The organism is Streptomyces sp. STAM6, assembly GCF_054963715.1.
This window is the reverse complement of the sequence record NZ_JBUEFZ010000005.1, coordinates 51,109-66,861: the sequence shown is the minus strand read 5'-3', so window position 1 is coordinate 66,861 and position 15,753 is coordinate 51,109. Positions and strand designations below refer to the sequence as shown.

The 15,753-nt window shown below is 71.7% G+C and carries 12 protein-coding genes and 1 tRNA gene; 6 read left to right on the top strand and 7 right to left on the bottom strand.

Annotated features, from left to right (window positions below; all coding sequences use genetic code 11):
- Positions 1-129 precede the first annotated feature (129 nt).
- The 5 genes from ACY34K_RS08880 to ACY34K_RS08860 all read right to left on the bottom strand — a co-directional run bounded on the left by ACY34K_RS08880 (position 130) and on the right by ACY34K_RS08860 (position 6,063).
- Positions 130-1,593, bottom strand: a complete 1,464-nt coding sequence (locus ACY34K_RS08880; protein WP_462745576.1) for a peptidoglycan D,D-transpeptidase FtsI family protein — start codon at positions 1,591-1,593, stop codon at positions 130-132.
- A complete protein-coding gene (locus tag ACY34K_RS08875; RefSeq protein WP_462745574.1) occupies positions 1,590-3,032 on the bottom strand; it encodes an FtsW/RodA/SpoVE family cell cycle protein in 1,443 nt (480 codons plus the stop codon). Before ACY34K_RS08875 ends, ACY34K_RS08880 begins: the two co-directional genes overlap by 4 nt.
- Positions 3,033-3,059: 27 nt before the next feature.
- Entirely contained in the window at positions 3,060-4,565 is a 1,506-nt protein-coding gene (locus tag ACY34K_RS08870) for a Stp1/IreP family PP2C-type Ser/Thr phosphatase (protein ID WP_462745573.1), read from the bottom strand.
- Positions 4,566-4,700: 135 nt separating this feature from the next.
- Complete coding sequence (locus ACY34K_RS08865; protein WP_462745571.1) at positions 4,701-5,213, bottom strand: FHA domain-containing protein FhaB/FipA; 513 nt, start codon at positions 5,211-5,213, stop codon at positions 4,701-4,703.
- Between the two features lie 10 nt (positions 5,214-5,223).
- On the bottom strand, positions 5,224-6,063 hold the full coding sequence (locus ACY34K_RS08860) for an FhaA domain-containing protein (protein ID WP_462745570.1): 840 nt from the start codon (positions 6,061-6,063) through the stop codon (positions 5,224-5,226).
- Positions 6,064-6,430: 367 nt separating this feature from the next.
- Between ACY34K_RS08860 and ACY34K_RS08855 the strand changes: the two genes are divergently transcribed.
- Positions 6,431-6,517: transfer RNA gene (locus ACY34K_RS08855), tRNA-Leu, on the top strand.
- Between the two features lie 266 nt (positions 6,518-6,783).
- On the opposite strand, the gene ACY34K_RS08850 is transcribed toward ACY34K_RS08855, so the two are convergent.
- The gene (locus ACY34K_RS08850; RefSeq protein ID WP_462745569.1) at positions 6,784-7,131 is read right to left on the bottom strand and encodes a hypothetical protein; all 348 of its coding nucleotides are present in this window, start codon (positions 7,129-7,131) and stop codon (positions 6,784-6,786) included.
- Positions 7,132-7,588: 457 nt separating this feature from the next.
- Between ACY34K_RS08850 and ACY34K_RS08845 the strand changes: the two genes are divergently transcribed.
- The 3 genes from ACY34K_RS08845 to ACY34K_RS08835 all read left to right on the top strand — a co-directional run bounded on the left by ACY34K_RS08845 (position 7,589) and on the right by ACY34K_RS08835 (position 11,866).
- Entirely contained in the window at positions 7,589-9,208 is a 1,620-nt protein-coding gene (locus tag ACY34K_RS08845; RefSeq protein ID WP_462745568.1) for an ABC-F family ATP-binding cassette domain-containing protein, read from the top strand.
- Between the two features lie 225 nt (positions 9,209-9,433).
- Positions 9,434-11,137, top strand: a complete 1,704-nt coding sequence (locus tag ACY34K_RS08840; protein ID WP_462745567.1) for a sensor histidine kinase — start codon at positions 9,434-9,436, stop codon at positions 11,135-11,137.
- Positions 11,138-11,173: 36 nt separating this feature from the next.
- Positions 11,174-11,866, top strand: coding sequence for a response regulator transcription factor (locus ACY34K_RS08835; protein WP_462745565.1), 693 nt, complete (start codon positions 11,174-11,176; stop codon positions 11,864-11,866).
- A 574-nt stretch (positions 11,867-12,440) separates the two neighbouring features.
- Here the strand turns inward: ACY34K_RS08835 and ACY34K_RS08830 are convergent.
- The gene (locus tag ACY34K_RS08830; protein ID WP_462745564.1) at positions 12,441-12,863 is read right to left on the bottom strand and encodes a MarR family winged helix-turn-helix transcriptional regulator; all 423 of its coding nucleotides are present in this window, start codon (positions 12,861-12,863) and stop codon (positions 12,441-12,443) included.
- 191 nt (positions 12,864-13,054) lie between these two features.
- Between ACY34K_RS08830 and ACY34K_RS08825 the strand changes: the two genes are divergently transcribed.
- Both ACY34K_RS08825 and ACY34K_RS08820 read left to right on the top strand, forming a co-directional pair.
- Positions 13,055-14,608 carry a DUF2252 domain-containing protein gene (locus tag ACY34K_RS08825; RefSeq protein ID WP_462745563.1) on the top strand — a complete coding sequence of 518 codons (1,554 nt, stop codon included), beginning with the start codon at positions 13,055-13,057 and terminating at the stop codon, positions 14,606-14,608.
- A 376-nt stretch (positions 14,609-14,984) separates the two neighbouring features.
- Positions 14,985-15,743 carry a hypothetical protein gene (locus tag ACY34K_RS08820; RefSeq protein WP_462745840.1) on the top strand — a complete coding sequence of 253 codons (759 nt, stop codon included), beginning with the start codon at positions 14,985-14,987 and terminating at the stop codon, positions 15,741-15,743.
- The last annotated feature ends 10 nt before the right edge of the window (positions 15,744-15,753 follow it).

Sequence of the window (15,753 nt, the reverse complement as noted above, 5' to 3'; positions counted from 1 at the left end):
TCCGTCAGTCCCGACCGCACCCCGGTGTGTGGTCCGGCGGTGTGCTGTTCGCGCATACGCTACCGGCCACGGGAAGCCGATCCGACCGTGACCGCCACCTGATACGGGACCGGTACACGGGCACCTCCGTCACTTCTTGCTCTCGAGTACCGCCTTCATCACATCCCGGGCGATCGGGCCGGCGAGACCGCCACCCGAGATGTCGTCACGGGAGGTGCCGCTGGAGTCCTCGACGATCACGGCGACGGCGACCGGGGAGCCGTTGTCGGTCTTGGCGTACGAGATGAACCAGGCGTAGGGCCGCTTGGAGTTCTTCTCACCGTGCTGGGCGGTGCCGGTCTTGCCGCCGACCTTCACCCCGTCGATCGCGGCCTTGCCGCCGGTGCCGTTCTCGACGACGTTCTCCATCATCTCCTGCACCAGCTGCGCCGTCTTCGCGGACATCGGCTGGCTCATCTCCTCGGGCTCGTTCTTCTCGAGCACATCGAGGTCGGGAGAGCGCAGCTCGTCGACCATGTACGGCTTCATCAGCTTGCCGTCGTTGGCGATGGCCGCGGCGACCATGGCCATCTGCAGCGGCGTGGTGGCGGTGTTGAACTGACCGATGGACGACAGCGCGTTCCCGGGACGGTCCATGTTCTTGTCGTAGACGGAGGCGGCGGCGCGGACCGGGGTGTCGATCTCCGGGTTGTTGAACCCGAACTTCTCCGCCATCTTCACCATGTTGTCCCGGCCCACCTCGTCACCGAGCTTGGCGAAGACCGAGTTGCAGGAGACCTCCAGGGCCCGGTTCAGGCTGGCGTTCTCACAGCCCTGCGCGTGGTTCTTCATGGGCACGCGCGTGGTGGGCAGGTTGTAGGGCTCGGGGGTGTCGGTCGGCGCGTTGATGTCGGTGACCTTGCCGTGCTCCAGCGCCGCCGCGGCCGTCAGCACCTTGAAGGTGGAGCCGGGCGGGTAGATCTCGCGCAGCGCGCGGTTCAGCTTCGGCTTGTCCTTGTCCTTCTCCAGCGCCTGCCAGGACTTGGCGTCCTTGTCGTGGTAGCCGGCGAAGGAGGACGGGTCGTACGACGGCGTCGAGGCCAGGGCGAGGATCTTGCCCGTCTGCGGGTCGATGGCCGCGACGGCGCCCTTCTTGTCGCCGAGGCCTTCGTAGGCGGCCTTCTGGGCGGCACCGCTGAGGGTGGTGACGACGTCGCCGCCCTTCTTGGTGTCCCCGGTGAACATCGACATGGTGCGGTCGAAGAAGAGCCGGTCGTCGTTGCCGGTGAGGATGCCGTCGTGCAGCTTCTCGAGCTGGTTGGCGTCGAAGGCCTGCGACGCGTACCCGGTGACCGGGGCCCACATGGGGCCGTTCACATAGGTGCGCTTGTACTTGTAGAACGGGTCCTTCGAGTCGACGGTGCCGGTGATCGGCTTGCCGTCCACGATGATGTTGCCGCGGACGTTGGAGTACCGCTCGATGGTGACCCGGCGGTTCCTCTCGTGAGCGCTGAGCTCGCCGGCGCGCACGTACTGGATCCAGTTGTCCCGGAGCAGCAGGGCGAGCACCAGCAGGCCGCAGAAGATCGCGACATGGCGCAGGGGCTTGTTCACGGTCGGACCACCTGGGTCATCTCGGCGTCGGGGGACGGGGCGGGTGCCGGCGCGGGACGGCGGGCGGTGTCGCTGATCCGCAGCAGGATGGCGATCAGGGCCCAGTTGGCGATCACGGACGAACCGCCGTACGCGAGGAACGGCATGGTCATACCGGTCAGCGGGATGAGGCCCATCACACCGCCGGCGACGACGAAGACCTGGAGGGCGAAGGCGCCGGACAGGCCCATCGCCAGCAGCTTGCCGAACGGGTCACGGGCGGCGAGCGCGGTGCGGATGCCCCGCTCCACGATCAGGCCGTACATCAGCAGGAACGCCATGACGCCGGCCAGACCCAGCTCCTCGCCGACGGTGGCGAAGATGAAGTCGGAGTTGGCGGCGAAGCCGATCAGATCGGAGTTGCCCTGGCCGAGGCCGGAGCCGAGAGTGCCGCCCGAGCCGAACGACATCAGCACCTGGGACATCTGGTCGCAGGCCGCCGCCATGTTGGAGTACGGCTCGGCCGTCTTCAGGCAGCCGAACGGGTCGAGCCAGGCGGCCACACGGGACTTGACGTGGGTGGCGGTCGAACCGACGACCACCGCGCCGCCCACGGCCATCAGCAGACCCATGATGATCCAGCTGGTCCGCTCGGTCGCCACGTACAGCATGATCACGAACATGCCGAAGAACAGCAGCGACGTACCCAGGTCGTTCTCGAAGACCAGGATGAGCAGGCTGACGGCCCAGATGGTGAGGATCGGGCCGAGGTCACGGCCACGGGGCAGGTAGAGCCCCATGAAGCGGCGGCTGGCCAGCGCCAGCGCGTCCCGCTTCACCATCAGGTAGCCGGAGAAGAACACCGCGATCACGATCTTGGCGAACTCACCGGGCTGGATCGAGAAGGGCCCGACCCTGATCCAGATCTTGGCGCCGAAGACGTCGGAGCCGAGTCCAGGCACCAGGGGGAGCAGCAGCAGGATGACCGCCACCACCATGGAGATGTACGTGTAGCGCTGCAGGACGCGGTGGTCCTTCAGGAACATCAGCACCAGCAGGAACAGCGCGACACCGATCGCCGAGTACATCAGCTGCTTGGGGGCGTCCGGGCTGTAACTGCCGAACTGGGCCATCGACTTGGCGATCACTCGCGGTGACTGGTCCAGCCGCCAGATCAGCACCAGGCCGAGGCCGTTCAGGAGAGTCGCCAGCGGCAGCAGGATCGGGTCGGAGTACTTGGCGAACTTGCGCACCAGCAGGTGGGCGATGCCGGCCAGCAGTCCCAGCCCGACGCCGTACCCGATCATGCCCGCCGGCACCTTGCCGTCGAGGGCCAGGCCGACATTGAGGTACGCGAACACCGGGATGGCGACGGCGAAGCCGAGCAGCATCAGCTCGGTGTTGCGGCGGCTCGGCAGATCGATCGCGCCGATGGTGGTCGTGTTGGTGACAACGCTCATGGTGGTGAAAGGCCCCCCTACGGGTGCTTAACTCTTGCCGCAGTTCGAGGCCAGCTTCTGCTCCTCCTCCGAGAGGCTGGGGCCCGGAGAGGGAGTGGCTGCGGTGCTGGTGGCGGTGGGTGTGGGCTTCGGTGCGGACGGGACGCCGGTCGTGCCGCCGGCCTGGCCCTCACCCGGAGGTGCGGAGCTCGCGCGGTCGGCCGCCTCGCGACGCTGCTCCTGCTTCTTGCAGGCGGACGCCTGGGCGGCGAGTTCCTTGATCTTGGCTTCGGCCTTCCCGAGGCTGCCGCCGGTGATCGTGTCCTCGACCTGCTTGCGCTGGTAGTCCGGGAGGTACTTGAGTTCGATCTCGGGGTGGTCCTTCTCGACCTCCGAGAGCGAGACCCAGGCCAGGTCCTGGCTGATGCCGCGGTAGAGCGCGACATGCTGCTGGTTGGCCCCGACGTAGTACTGCGTCTGCGTCCAGCGGTAGCCGCCGTACAGCCCGCCGCCGACCACGGCCAGCGCGAGCACGATGTAGAACGAACGCTTCAGCCACTTGCGCCCGGAGCGCGGCTTGGTGAAGTCCGCCTCGGAGTACGCGCCGAAGCCGCCCTCGGGGGGCATGCCGGCGTACCCGATGTCCTCGCCGCTGCCGGGCGGGCCGAAGCCGCCGCCCGGGGGCTGCTGCGGCGCGGGACGGCCCAGGCCGGAGGCGCGGCCGGCGGGGGTCTCCATCGCGCCGCCGTCGTTGAGCTGCGTCTGGTTCTCGGCGACCGCGCCGACGATGACGGGCGTGTCGCTGATCTGGCCGGCGAGCGTGTCACCGCCGTCGGTGTCCAGGACGTCCGCGACGATCACGGTGATGTTGTCCGGGCCGCCGCCGCGCAGCGCGAGCTGGATCAGGTCCTGGACGGTCTCCTGCGGGCCCTGGTAGCTGGCGAGCGTCTCCTCCATCGTCTGGTGGGAGACGACGCCGGACAGGCCGTCGGAGCAGATCAGGTACCGGTCGCCGGCGCGTACCTCACGGATCGACAGATCCGGCTCGACATGGTCGCCGCTGCCCAGCGCGCGCATGAGGAGCGACCTCTGCGGGTGGGTGGTGGCCTCTTCCTCGGTGATGCGGCCCTCGTCGACCAGCCGCTGCACCCATGTGTGGTCCTGGGTGATCTGGGTGAGGACGCCGTCCCGCAGCAGGTACGCACGGGAGTCGCCGACGTGCACCAGGCCGAGGCGCTGGCCGGTCCACAGCAGGGCGGTCAGGGTGGTCCCCATGCCCTCCAGCTGGGGGTCCTCCTCGACCATCATCCGCAGCTGGTCGTTGGCGCGCTGCACCGCCGTACCCAGCGAGGTCAGGATGTCCGAGCCGGGTACGTCGTCGTCGAGCGTGACGAGGGTGGAGATCACCTCGGAGGAGGCGACCTCACCGGCGGCCTGGCCGCCCATGCCGTCGGCGATCGCGAGCAGGCGCGGGCCGGCGTAGCCGGAGTCCTCGTTGCCCTCGCGGATCATGCCCTTGTGCGATCCGGCGGCGAAGCGCAGGGACAGACTCATGCGCACCTGCCCTGTCGACTCAGCCTCGGAGTACAGCCGGTCTCGAGCCACACTGCCCACCCTCCGGTCGGGAGCCTGTGCCGGTCGCCTGTGGGCACCGCTGCGGCTCGCTCGCTCCGCTCGCTCATTGTCGTACTACTTCCGCAGCTCGATGACGGTCTTGCCGATGCGGATCGGCGCGCCCAGCGGAATCGGTGTCGGGGTGGTGAGTCGGGTCCGGTCGAGATACGTGCCGTTGGTGGACCCGAGATCCTCGACGATCCACTGGCCGTCACGGTCCGGGTAGATCCTGGCATGCCGACTGGACGCGTAGTCGTCGTCCAGCACGATCGTGGAGTCGTGCGCGCGGCCCAGCGTGATGGTCTGGCCCTGGAGGGCGACCGTGGTGCCGGTCAGCGTCCCCTCGGACACGACCAGCTTGGTCGGGGCCCCGCGGCGCTGGCGGCCGGACTGCTGGCGCTGCTGCGGCGGCGCGGCGGCCTGCCGCGCCGCCGCCTGCTGCGGGCGCGCGCTCTCACGGCGCGAACCGCGCTGTGTGACGCGCGTCCCGAACAGGTCGCTTCGGATGACCTGAACGGCCACGATGACGAACAGCCACAGTACGGCGAGGAAACCCAACCGCATGACCGTGAGGGTCAGCTCTGACATTGCCCCCGCTTCACCCTTCGGCTTGCCGGTAAACGATGGTGGTGCTGCCCACGACGATCCGCGAGCCGTCGCGGAGCGTAGCGCGGGTGGTGTGCTGCCCGTCCACCACGATGCCGTTGGTGGACCCGAGATCCTGGATCGTCGAGGGCGTTCCGGTCCGGATCTCGCAGTGGCGGCGCGATACGCCGGGGTCGTCGATCCGCACGTCGGCATCGGTGCTGCGGCCCAGCACCAGCGTCGGGCGGGAGATCTGATGGCGGGTGCCGTTGATCTCGATCCAGCGGCGCACCTGGGCGCCGGACACGGGGCCCGCGGCGGCCGGCGGGCGGCTCGCTGCGGGCGGACGGTTCATGCCGGGCGGCGGGGCCGCCGGCATCGGAGGGGCACCGGCCGGAGGGTAACCGTACCCGCCGGGGCGGGCGCCCTGCGCCGCGGACGGGCCGGAGGCCGGGGCCGGGCCCTGCGACTGTGACGTACTCGACGCCAGGGTGCGGCTGCGTACCCGGTACAGACCGGTGTCGAGGTCGTCGGCCTTCTCCAGGTGGACCTTGATCGGGCCCATGAAGGTGTACCGCTGCTGCTTGGCGTAGTCACGGACGAGGCCGGCCAGCTCGTCGCCGAGCTGTCCCGAGTACGGGCTGAGGCGCTCGTAGTCCGGGGTACTCAGCTCGACGATGAAGTCGTTCGGGACGACTGTCCGCTCGCGGTTCCAGATCGTCGCGTTGTTGTCGCACTCCCGCTGGAGGGCGCCCGCGATCTCGACGGGCTGGACCTCGGACTTGAAGACCTTGGCGAAGGTGCCGTTGACCAGGCCTTCGAGACGCTGCTCGAACCGCTTCAGGACTCCCATGGGGCACCTCCTCCGTCGTTGCCGTCCTGGTACTGCTTACTGATCGTATCCACGCGTCGGGAAATCGGCTGGTTCCCCTTCTCTGCCCTGTGGACGAGTGTCACCTCTCACACGGATCGTAGAGGTGGCCTACTGACAGTGTCCCGCACCTGGGATACACCGTGGAGGAGTGGGTGCGGCGCCATCCGGTTCGCTGTCTTCCCCCCTTCTTCCTCCGGCCGTCTCCTCCCCTCGACGTGTCTCTGTTCGCACTGCGGGTCCCCGAAACAAACGGATGTGAATCCACCCCCGGCGACGTGCTAATCTTCAGATGTCGCCGGGGAGACCCCACCGAAAAGGGGAGGAAACCCAAGCGGCAACACCCAATGCGCGGGTGGCGGAATAGGCAGACGCGCTGGATTCAGGTTCCAGTGCCCGCAAGGGCGTGGGGGTTCAACTCCCCCCTCGCGCACCATCGGGAGACGGGTCTCCGTCAGAACGAAAGTTCTGACGGGGGCCCGTTTCTCGTTTTGTACGGCGTGGTCCGGGCCCGTTCGGCGCGGCCGGGCCGAGAGCCCGGCGCCGCCGCGGCGGGCCGTCCCGCGCCGTAAGGCCGCGGCATCGGCATCAGGGCCGCGGCCTTACGCGCCGGGCGGCGGGGGCCTCGGCCTTACGGTGCCGGCACCGGCACCGGCACCGGCACCGGGCCGGGGGTGACACCGTAGTGGCGGCGGGCGGTCGTCAGGGCCAGGTCCTGGACCGCGTACGCCGTGAGGAGCACGCCTGCGGGGGTGTCCCGGGTGCCAGGGTCAGGACGAAGGCCGCCTCGCGGTCCTCGTCGGGGGTGGCGCGGACCCTCTGGACCGGCGGGGTCACCTCGCAGGTCGAGCGCAGACAGCCGGGGACGTACAGCCCCAGCCGTACGGGGCCCCGGCGGGCGCCGCGGACCGTGACCCGGACGTGGAGGGTGCCGCCCTGGGGCACGTCGTCGTCCGCGTGGATCCACGGCTCGGGGGAGTCGGGGACGCGGAAGGGGACGTCCCCGCAGCGCGGGCAGATGACGCACCCGGTGTCGAGCGCCGTGGGCACCAGGGTCCGCTTGGTGTAGCCCTGGGCAGGGCGGTGTGGCGCTGGGCAGGGCGACCGCACTGGCAGCGCACGTCACTCGCGGTGGACGGGTCGGAGACGCTGCGGTCGCCGAAGTGCGCCGGGTGGTCGCTGATCTCGTTCTCGGGATCCTCGCGGAGCTGCTCGGCGACGGCGTGGTCGAGGACTGGAGGTCGGTGGCCGAAACCGCCGCCCGTATGGAGAACGTGCTGGGCCGTTTCCGGGTGGAGTCGGGCGTGGAGACGGCAGCGGAGCCGCAGTGGCGACGTCGGCGCCCTGAGGTCGCTCTACGGCCCGGGCCGGTCGGCTCGGATCGGTGCGGCTCGGGTCGGTCGGCTCGGTGCGGCTCTTATCGGTCGGCCCGCTCCGTCCGGCTGGGTCCGCAGCGTCTTGAAAACTCTTTGTGCCGTCCGCGGGCGGCAGGTCAGGATCTGGAACCATGGGACATCTGGAAGCCTCGCACCTCGAGTACTACCTGCCGGACGGGCGGGTGCTGCTCGGTGATGTGTCGTTCCGGGTGGGCGAGGGCGCGGTGGTGGCCCTCGTGGGGGCCAACGGCGCCGGCAAGACCACGCTGCTGCGGCTGATCTCGGGGGAGCTGCAACCGCACGGCGGGACGGTGACGTCCAGCGGCGGGGTCGGCGTGATGCCGCAGTTCGTGGGCTCGGTGCGGGACGACCGCACGGTGCGTGACCTGCTGGTGTCGGTGGCCCAGCCGCGGATCAGGGAAGCGGCGGCCGCGGTGGACGCGGCCGAGCACCTGATCATGACGGTCGACGACGAGGTCGCGCAGATGCGGTACGCGCAGGCGCTGAGCGACTGGGCGGAGGCACGCGGGTACGAGGCCGAGACGGTCTGGGACATGTGCACCATGGCCGCGCTCGGAATTCCTTACGAGAAGGCGCAGTTCCGCGACGTACGGACGCTGTCGGGCGGTGAGCAGAAGCGGCTGGTGCTGGAGGCGCTGCTGCGCGGCCCCGACGAGGTGCTGCTGCTGGACGAGCCGGACAACTACCTGGACGTGCCCGGGAAGCGGTGGCTGGAGGACCGGCTGAACGAGACCCGTAAGACGGTCTTGTTCATCTCCCACGACCGTGAGCTGCTGGCCCGGGCGGCCGAGAAGATCGTCGCCGTGGAGCCGAGCCCGGCCGGGTCCGACGTGTGGGTGCACGGTGGTGGCTTCGGTACCTTCCACGAGGCGCGGCAGGAGCGGTTCGCGCGGTTCGAGGAGCTACGGCGCCGCTGGGACGAGAAGCACGCCCAGCTCAAGCGGCTCGTGCTGGACATGCAGCAGTACGCCTCGCGCAGTGACGACATGGCCTCGCGCTACCAGGCGGCGAAGACGCGGCTGCGGAAGTTCGAGGAGATCGGCCCGCCGCCGGAGCCGCCCCGCAAGCAGGAGATCCGTATGCGCCTGCACGGCGGGCGCACCGGGGTGCGGGCGGTGACCTGCGAGAACCTGGAGCTGACCGGGCTGATGAAGCCCTTCTCGCTGGAGATCTTCTACGGCGAGCGGGTGGCGGTCCTCGGTTCGAACGGTTCGGGCAAGTCCCACTTCCTGCGGCTGCTGGCCGGCGAGGACGTGGCCCACACGGGCACCTTCAAGCTGGGCGCGCGCGTGGTGCCCGGGCACTTCGCGCAGACGCACGCCCATCCTGAGTTGATGGGCCGCACGCTGGTCGACATCCTGTGGACCGAGCACGCCAAGGACCGGGGCGGTGCGATGTCGGTGCTGCGGCGCTACGAGCTGGAACGGCAGGGGGATCAGCCCTTCGACCGGCTGTCGGGCGGTCAGCAGGCTCGTTTCCAGATCCTGCTCCTGGAGCTGGCGGGCACGACCGCGCTGCTGCTGGACGAGCCGACGGACAACCTGGACCTGGAGTCGGCCGAGGCCCTCCAGGAGGGGCTGGAGGCGTACGAGGGCACGGTGCTGTCCGTCACGCACGACCGCTGGTTCGCCCGCTCCTTCGACCGGTATCTCGTCTTCGGGTCCGACGGCGTCGTGCGCGAGACGCCGGAGCCGGTGTGGGACGAGCGCCGGGTGGAGCGGGTGCGATAGCCGGTCGGCCTGATCAATACCGCACGGTACGTCCCGTCGTACCGGTCGAGGACCACGGTTGCCGACGGGTCGGCGCCGCGGGTCCGGCCTGCCCGTGGCGGCCCGTCGGCGCCGTCGTGGGCGGCCTTCGTCGTGACCTCCGAGTCGTCCGGGGCGACCTTCGTCGTGCGGGGATGCGACGAAAGAGGACCGCGGGATATGGCCGCCGAGGCCTAAAGTGCGAGCGTGGACACGTCATCGAGGATCAGGGCCGGGTGGCGGTGGCTCGCGGCGCCTGAGCTGTGGTCGCCGCGGCGGACCGCCGGCGAGGCCGTGCTCGCGGTCGTGATCGCGCTGCTGGCCGCCGGGGTCGAGGAGCTGCTGGGCAGCGGGACCTGGCGGATCGCGACCGTCGCGGTGGCGGCCGCGCTGCTGTCGCTGCTGCGCCGCCGGCTGCCGTCCGTGGTCCTCGTCGTCACCGGCGGCCTGGCCCCGCTGCTCGGCGGTTTCGTCCTGCTGCTGATCCTGGTGGGCTGGTCCGCGGGACGGGCCATCGTCCGCCCGGAGCGGGCCCTGGCGGCGTTCACCCTGTCGTACGCCCTGCTGATCGGTGTCTCGCTGGCCGACGGCTGGGCACGGGAGTCGCCGCTGACGACCGTGCTGTTCACCACGCTCTACTACCTGGCGACCACCGTCATGCCCGGGATCGCCAGCCGCTACTGGACGCAGCGCCGCACCCTGCTGCACGCCCTTCAGGAGCGCAACGCCCAACTCCTGCGCGAACGCGAGATGGTGGCCGGACAGGCACGACTGCGGGAGCGGCAGCGGATAGCCCAGGACATGCACGACAGCCTGGGCCACCAGCTCGCGCTCATCTCCGTGCACACCGGCGCACTCGAGGTCGACCGCGAGCTGACCACCCGGCAGCGCGAGGCGGTGGGCGTGCTGCGCGAGGCGTCCGTGACCGCGATGCGCGAACTGCGCGAGGTCGTCGGCATCCTGCGGGACGGCGTCGAGGCGCCCGTCGGCGACGATGCCGGGCGCGCGGCGCGCGGCGCGGCAGGCGTCCAGGCCCTCGTCGACGCCGCCCTGGCGGCGGGCAACAAGGTCGAACTGCGGCGCAGCGGTGAGGCACGGCCGCTGGCGCCCGCGGCCGACCACGCGGCGTACCGAATCGTTCAGGAGGCGCTGACCAACGCGTACAAGCACGCGCCGGGTGCCGCGATCGTCGTCGAGCTGCGCTACGAGCCGGACTCACTCGTCGTGGAGGTCGTCAACGGGGCGGGCGGCTCGGCGGGCGACGTGGTCAGCGGCGGGCAGGGGCTGACCGGGCTGCACGAGCGGGCCCGGCTGGTCGGCGGGATGGTGCACGCCGGACCCGTGGACGGCTCCGGCTTCCGGGTCGCCGCCGTGCTGCCGTACGGCCCGGGCGGGGCCCAGGGAGCGCCGTTCGTCGATGCGGCCGACGACTTCCGGCAGCAGTCCCCGGCGTCCGGTCTCAGGGACGGTGATCCGGTCACGGACCGGTCGGTCTGGTCCGTTCCGGAGAGGGAGCTGATGATGAGCGCTACGAACGGCGTCAGCAGGAGCAGTGGGCTCGTGCTCGGATGCGGGATCGCGGGAGCCGCTCTGGTGGTGCTGCTCGTGGCCGCGGGCTTCGGGCTGTTCTTCCTGATGGGCGCGGTCGACAAGGGCATGATCGAGCCGAAGGTGTACGACTCCCTGAAGGTCGGCATGTCCGAGCGGGAGGCGCGCGACGAGCTGCCCAGCGGCGACACCCTGCTCACGGAGGGGCTGGACGGAAAGGGGCCGGCCGAGCCCGAGGGGGCCGACTGCCTGGTCCTGATGTCGTCGGAACCGGGAGAGAGCATGGACACGGAGCCGGTGTTCAGGTTCTGCTTCAAGGACGGCAAGCTGATCGAGAAGAAGTCGTACGAGGTGGCGCGGTAGACGCGTCCGCGGTGGCGTGGAGGGGCGGGGCAGGGCGTGACCGGGCTGGAGGCGACGGAACTCGCGGGCGGGGCCGCCGGGCGGGTGAGGGTGGTGATCGCCGACGACGAGCCGCTCATCAGGGCCGGCATCCGGATGATCCTCACCTCCGACCCGGGCATCGAGGTCGTGGCGGAGGCGACGAACGGCCGGGAGGCGGTCGACCTGGCGCGGGCGCACGCCGTCGATGTCGTCCTGCTCGACATCCAGATGCCGGTGCTGGACGGCCTGGCCGCCCTGCCCGAGCTGCGCCGCTCGGTGCCGGGGGCGCGGGTGATCGTGCTGACCACGTTCGGTGAGCGGGAGAACGTGCTGCGCGCGCTGGAGCACGGGGGAGCCGGGTTCCTGCTGAAGGACACGGCGCCCGCCGAGCTGATCAGGGCCGTACGGGCGGCCGCCGCGGGCGACGCCTATCTGTCGCCGGCGGCGACCCGGCACGTCGTGGACCAACTGGCCTCGGGACGGGCCGCAGCGCGCGGCGAGGAGGCACGGGCGAGGGTCGCCGCGCTCAGTGCACGGGAACGCGACGTGCTGGCGCTGCTCGGCGAAGGGCTCTCCAACGCGGACGCCGGGAAGCGGCTGCACATGAGCGAGGCCACCGTGAAGACGTACGTGAGCCGCATCCTGGCGAAGCTGGAGTGCGAGAACCGCGTCCAGGCGGCGTTGCTGGCGCGGGACGCGGGGCTGTAGGAGACGCGCTCGGGGCCGTCGCGCCGCGGGCGGGCCTGGGACCCGGGCGTGGTGGGGGCACAGGCTCCTGGGTGGGGTGGGGGCACCCGGCCCCCGGGCGGGGTGGGGATACCAGGCCCCGTGCGGGGAGGGGCATCCGGCCTTGGGCGGGGCTACCGGGCCGCGGGCGGGATGGGGACACCCCGGCCCCGTGCGGGGCTGACGGACCCCGGGCGGGGCGGCGAAGGACCCGGACTCCTGAGGGCGCAGGGGCGGGAGGGGTGCGGCCCGCGGACCCCGTGCGGGGAGGGGCATCCGGCCTTGGGCGGGGCTACCGGGCCGCGGGCGGGATGGGGACACCCCGGCCCCGGGCGGGGCTGACGGACCCCGGGCGGGGCGGCGAAGGACCCGGGCTCCTGAGGGCGCAGGGGCGGGAGGGGTGCGACCCGCGGGCCCCGGGCGAAACGGGAAGGTGACGGGGGCTCGCGCCGCCCAACGGCTCGCCGCGCGGGGGCCGGGGCGCTCGGCGGGGCGCGGCGGTGGCCCGGGGCGCGCGGCGTCGTCGCGGCCCACCGTCTCGACGGTTCCGGCGCGTTCAGTGGGCGCGGTTGTAGCGGCGCAGGTACGCGGCGAAGCGTTCGAGGTCTTCGGCGGACCAGTCGGCGAGCCGGGCGAGATAGGCCGCGCGGCGGCTGGCATGGGTCGAGGAGAGCGCTCTGGTGCCCGCCTCAGTGGGGTAGAGCACCTGGACACGGTGGTCCGAGGGGTCGGGCCGGCGCTCGACCAGCCCGAGCTTTTCCAGGTCGGCGACCTGGCGGCTGACCGTCGACTTGTCGAGCATGTAGTGGAGGGCGAGATCCGTGGCGCGGCAGCCGTGCTGGTCGTCGATGTGCGCCAGGAGCGTGTAGGAGACGAGCGGCAGCTCCGGGTGGAGCCGGGCCGCGGCCGCCCGGGCGCGGCGCGCGAACGCCGTCAGTTCGCGCTGGATGGTGTCCACGGCCTCGTCGCGCCGGGGCATGGCTCCGCCTCCCGTCCGCCGATGCGCCTGTCGGCGATCGTCTGGTGCGTCCAGTGGTGCGGGTACCGCATGGGCCGGGGGTTATCCAGGGTTGTCCACAGGGGGAGACGCTTGTGCGAGGCCGAGGGTACGGTCATGGCCAGTTGTCATCGGTACGAGGGCCGGAACGGCGGTCGGGGACGGGGGGCTTCATGGACGAGGGCCGGGGGGCGGTCATGGGCGGCGGCGCTGTGGCCGTGCAGCGGGCGGGTGCCGGGGGCGAGCGGATACCGGTCGTGCCGGGATTCGCGACATGGCGCCCGGCGTCGGGGGCGTCCGGTTCCGGGGGCGTCGCGGGCACCGCGGTCCGGGTGCCCGTGGGCGCCGGGGCCGGTGGTGCGGTCGGGAGCACGGCCGGCGGGGACGCGGTGTCGCCCAGGGCCTGGGGCAAGGCGCTGCGCGAGCGCGTGCCCCGGTCCGCGCACGACGCGCTGGTCCTGGCGGCCGGACGGCCGGACGCCGTGCGGGCGGTCGAGGAATCGAGCCGGGGCCGGGTCCCCGCGCTCGCCCCGATACGGGTGGGGCGGATGGCGGCCACGCCGTTCGCGTTCCTTCGCGGCGCCGCCGGGCTGATGGCGCACGATCTCGCGGGCACCCCGGTCACCGGAGTGGGCGCGCAGATATGCGGAGACGCGCACGCGGCGAACTTCGGCCTCTACGGCGACGCCAGCGGCCGGCTCGTCATCGACCTGAACGACTTCGACGAAACCGTGGTCGGTCCCTGGGAGTGGGACGTCAAGAGGCTCGCCACATCGCTGGTGCTGGCCGGCCGGGAGGCGGGCGCGGACGAGGACACCTGCCGGGCGGCCGCCTTCGACGCGGTGGGCGCCTACCGCCGCACCATGCGCCTCCTCGCGAAGCTGCCGGTGCTGGACGCGTGGAACGCCATCGCCGACGAGGAGCTCGTCTCGCACACGGACGCGCGTGATCTGCTCGGCACCCTGGAGCGGGTGTCGGAGAAGGCGCGGGCCAACACCAGCGCCCGGTTCGCCGCCAAGGCGACCGAAGTGTGCGAGGACGGCGGCCGGCGGTTCGTGGACGCGCCGCCGGTGCTGCGCAGGGTGCCGGACGCGGAGGCGGCGGCGGTCGCCGCGTCGCTCGGGGAGTACATCGGGACGCTGCCGGAGGACCGGCTGCCGCTCCTCGCGCGGTACGCGATCCACGACGTGGCGTTCCGGGTCGTCGGCACCGGCAGCGTGGGCACGCGTTCGTATGTGGTGCTGCTGCTCGACCACCGGGGCGAGCCTCTGGTGCTGCAGGTGAAGGAGGCGAGGCCGTCGGCCTTGCTGCCATACCTCCCGGAGGCGGGCTTCGGCATACCGGACGTGCCGCACGAGGGCCGGCGGGTCGTGCTCGGGCAGAAGCGCATGCAGGTGGTCAGCGACAACCTGCTCGGCTGGACCACGGTGGACGGCCGTCCCTACCAGGTGCGGCAGTTCCGCAATCGCAAGGGCAGCGTGGACCCGGCGGCGCTCGCGGCCGACCAGGTCGACGACTATGGGCGGATGACCGGTGCCCTGCTGGCCCGGGCGCACGCGCACAGCGCCGACCCGCGGCTGATCGCCGGGTACTGCGGCAAGAACGAGGAGCTCGACGAGGCGATCGCGCGGTTCGCCGTCGCCTACGCGGACCGTACGGAGGCGGACCACGCCGGTCTGGTCGCGGCGATCGGCAACGGCCGCATAGCGGCCGAACTGGGGGTGTGACCGGCCCGTGCCCGATCGCCCGTAGGCTGGACCGGTGACGACCCCGAACGACGACGTGACCGCCGGGCAGCCGAGCGCCGAGCCGCCGCCGGGCAGCGAACAGCCGAGCGCGGCGCGGCCGGGTGCGAGCTCCGCCGACGGTGCGGCCTCCGCACCGCAGGAGGCCCCGGCTCCGGCGGAGGGCACCACCTCCCGCCCGTCCGCGGCTTCGGAGCAGGCCCCGGCTTCGGAGGAGGCCCCTGCTCGGGGGGAGGCTCCCGTCTCGGAAGAGGCTCCTGTTTCCGAGGACGCTCCTGCATTCGAGGACGCTCCTGCTTCGGAGGAGACTCCTGCTTCGGAGGAGACCCCGGCCGGTGCCGAGCGGCCGGAGGCACGTCTGGAGCGGGCGGTGCGCGCGGCCGAGCAGGCGCTGATCGAGTTCGAGATCGCGGTGGAGACCTTCCGGGTCGAGGTGGAGAACTTCTCCCGGCTGCACCACCAGAAGCTGGGCCCGATGTACTCGCGCCTGGACGAGCTGGACGCGCTGATCGCCGAGGCGAAGGCGGCGCGTACCGGTGACCCGGAGGACCTGCGCAAGGCGCGGGAAGCACGGGCGGTGGTGCAGCCCATGCCGGGGGTCGAGGAGCTCTTCGACCACTGGCTTGACTCCGACGGCCTCTCCCCCGAGGCCGCCGCGATGCTCACCGACCGGCCGGTGCAGCCTCCGAAGCGGGTGCGTCCCAGCGACGAGGCGCGCAAGCTCTACCGCGAGCTGGCCCGCAAGGCCCACCCGGACCTGGCCCGGGAGGAGCCGGAACGCCGGCGTCGCGAGGAATTCATCACGCGCGTCAACGCCGCCTACGGGCGCGGGGACGAGGCCCTGCTGCGGGAACTGTCCGCGGAATGGGAGGCGGGTCCGGCCCCGGCCGCCGCCCGCACAAGCGAGAGCGAGGAGCTCTACGCCCGGCTGGAGTGGCTGGCGAACCGCAAGGAGCTGCTCGCCGTCGTCGCGCGTGATCTGGAGGACAGTGCGATCGGGTCGATGCTCCGGATGGCGCCCGACGACCCGGACCGGCTGCTGGACGAGATCGCCGAGCAGCTGCTGGCGCAGGTCTCCGAGCGTGAGGCGGAGCTGGCCGCCCTCATTCAGCAGTAGATTCCCACCG

Coding starts and splice junctions, on each gene's coding strand:
- ACY34K_RS08875 (WP_462745574.1), bottom strand. CDS start 3,032: ATGAGCGTTGTCACCAACACGACCACCATCGGCGCGATCGATCTGCCG.
- ACY34K_RS08870 (WP_462745573.1), bottom strand. CDS start 4,565: ATGAGTCTGTCCCTGCGCTTCGCCGCCGGATCGCACAAGGGCATGATC.
- ACY34K_RS08865 (WP_462745571.1), bottom strand. CDS start 5,213: ATGTCAGAGCTGACCCTCACGGTCATGCGGTTGGGTTTCCTCGCCGTA.
- ACY34K_RS08860 (WP_462745570.1), bottom strand. CDS start 6,063: ATGGGAGTCCTGAAGCGGTTCGAGCAGCGTCTCGAAGGCCTGGTCAAC.
- ACY34K_RS08845 (WP_462745568.1), top strand. CDS start 7,589: ATGGGACATCTGGAAGCCTCGCACCTCGAGTACTACCTGCCGGACGGG.
- ACY34K_RS08830 (WP_462745564.1), bottom strand. CDS start 12,863: ATGCCCCGGCGCGACGAGGCCGTGGACACCATCCAGCGCGAACTGACG.
- ACY34K_RS08825 (WP_462745563.1), top strand. CDS start 13,055: ATGGACGAGGGCCGGGGGGCGGTCATGGGCGGCGGCGCTGTGGCCGTG.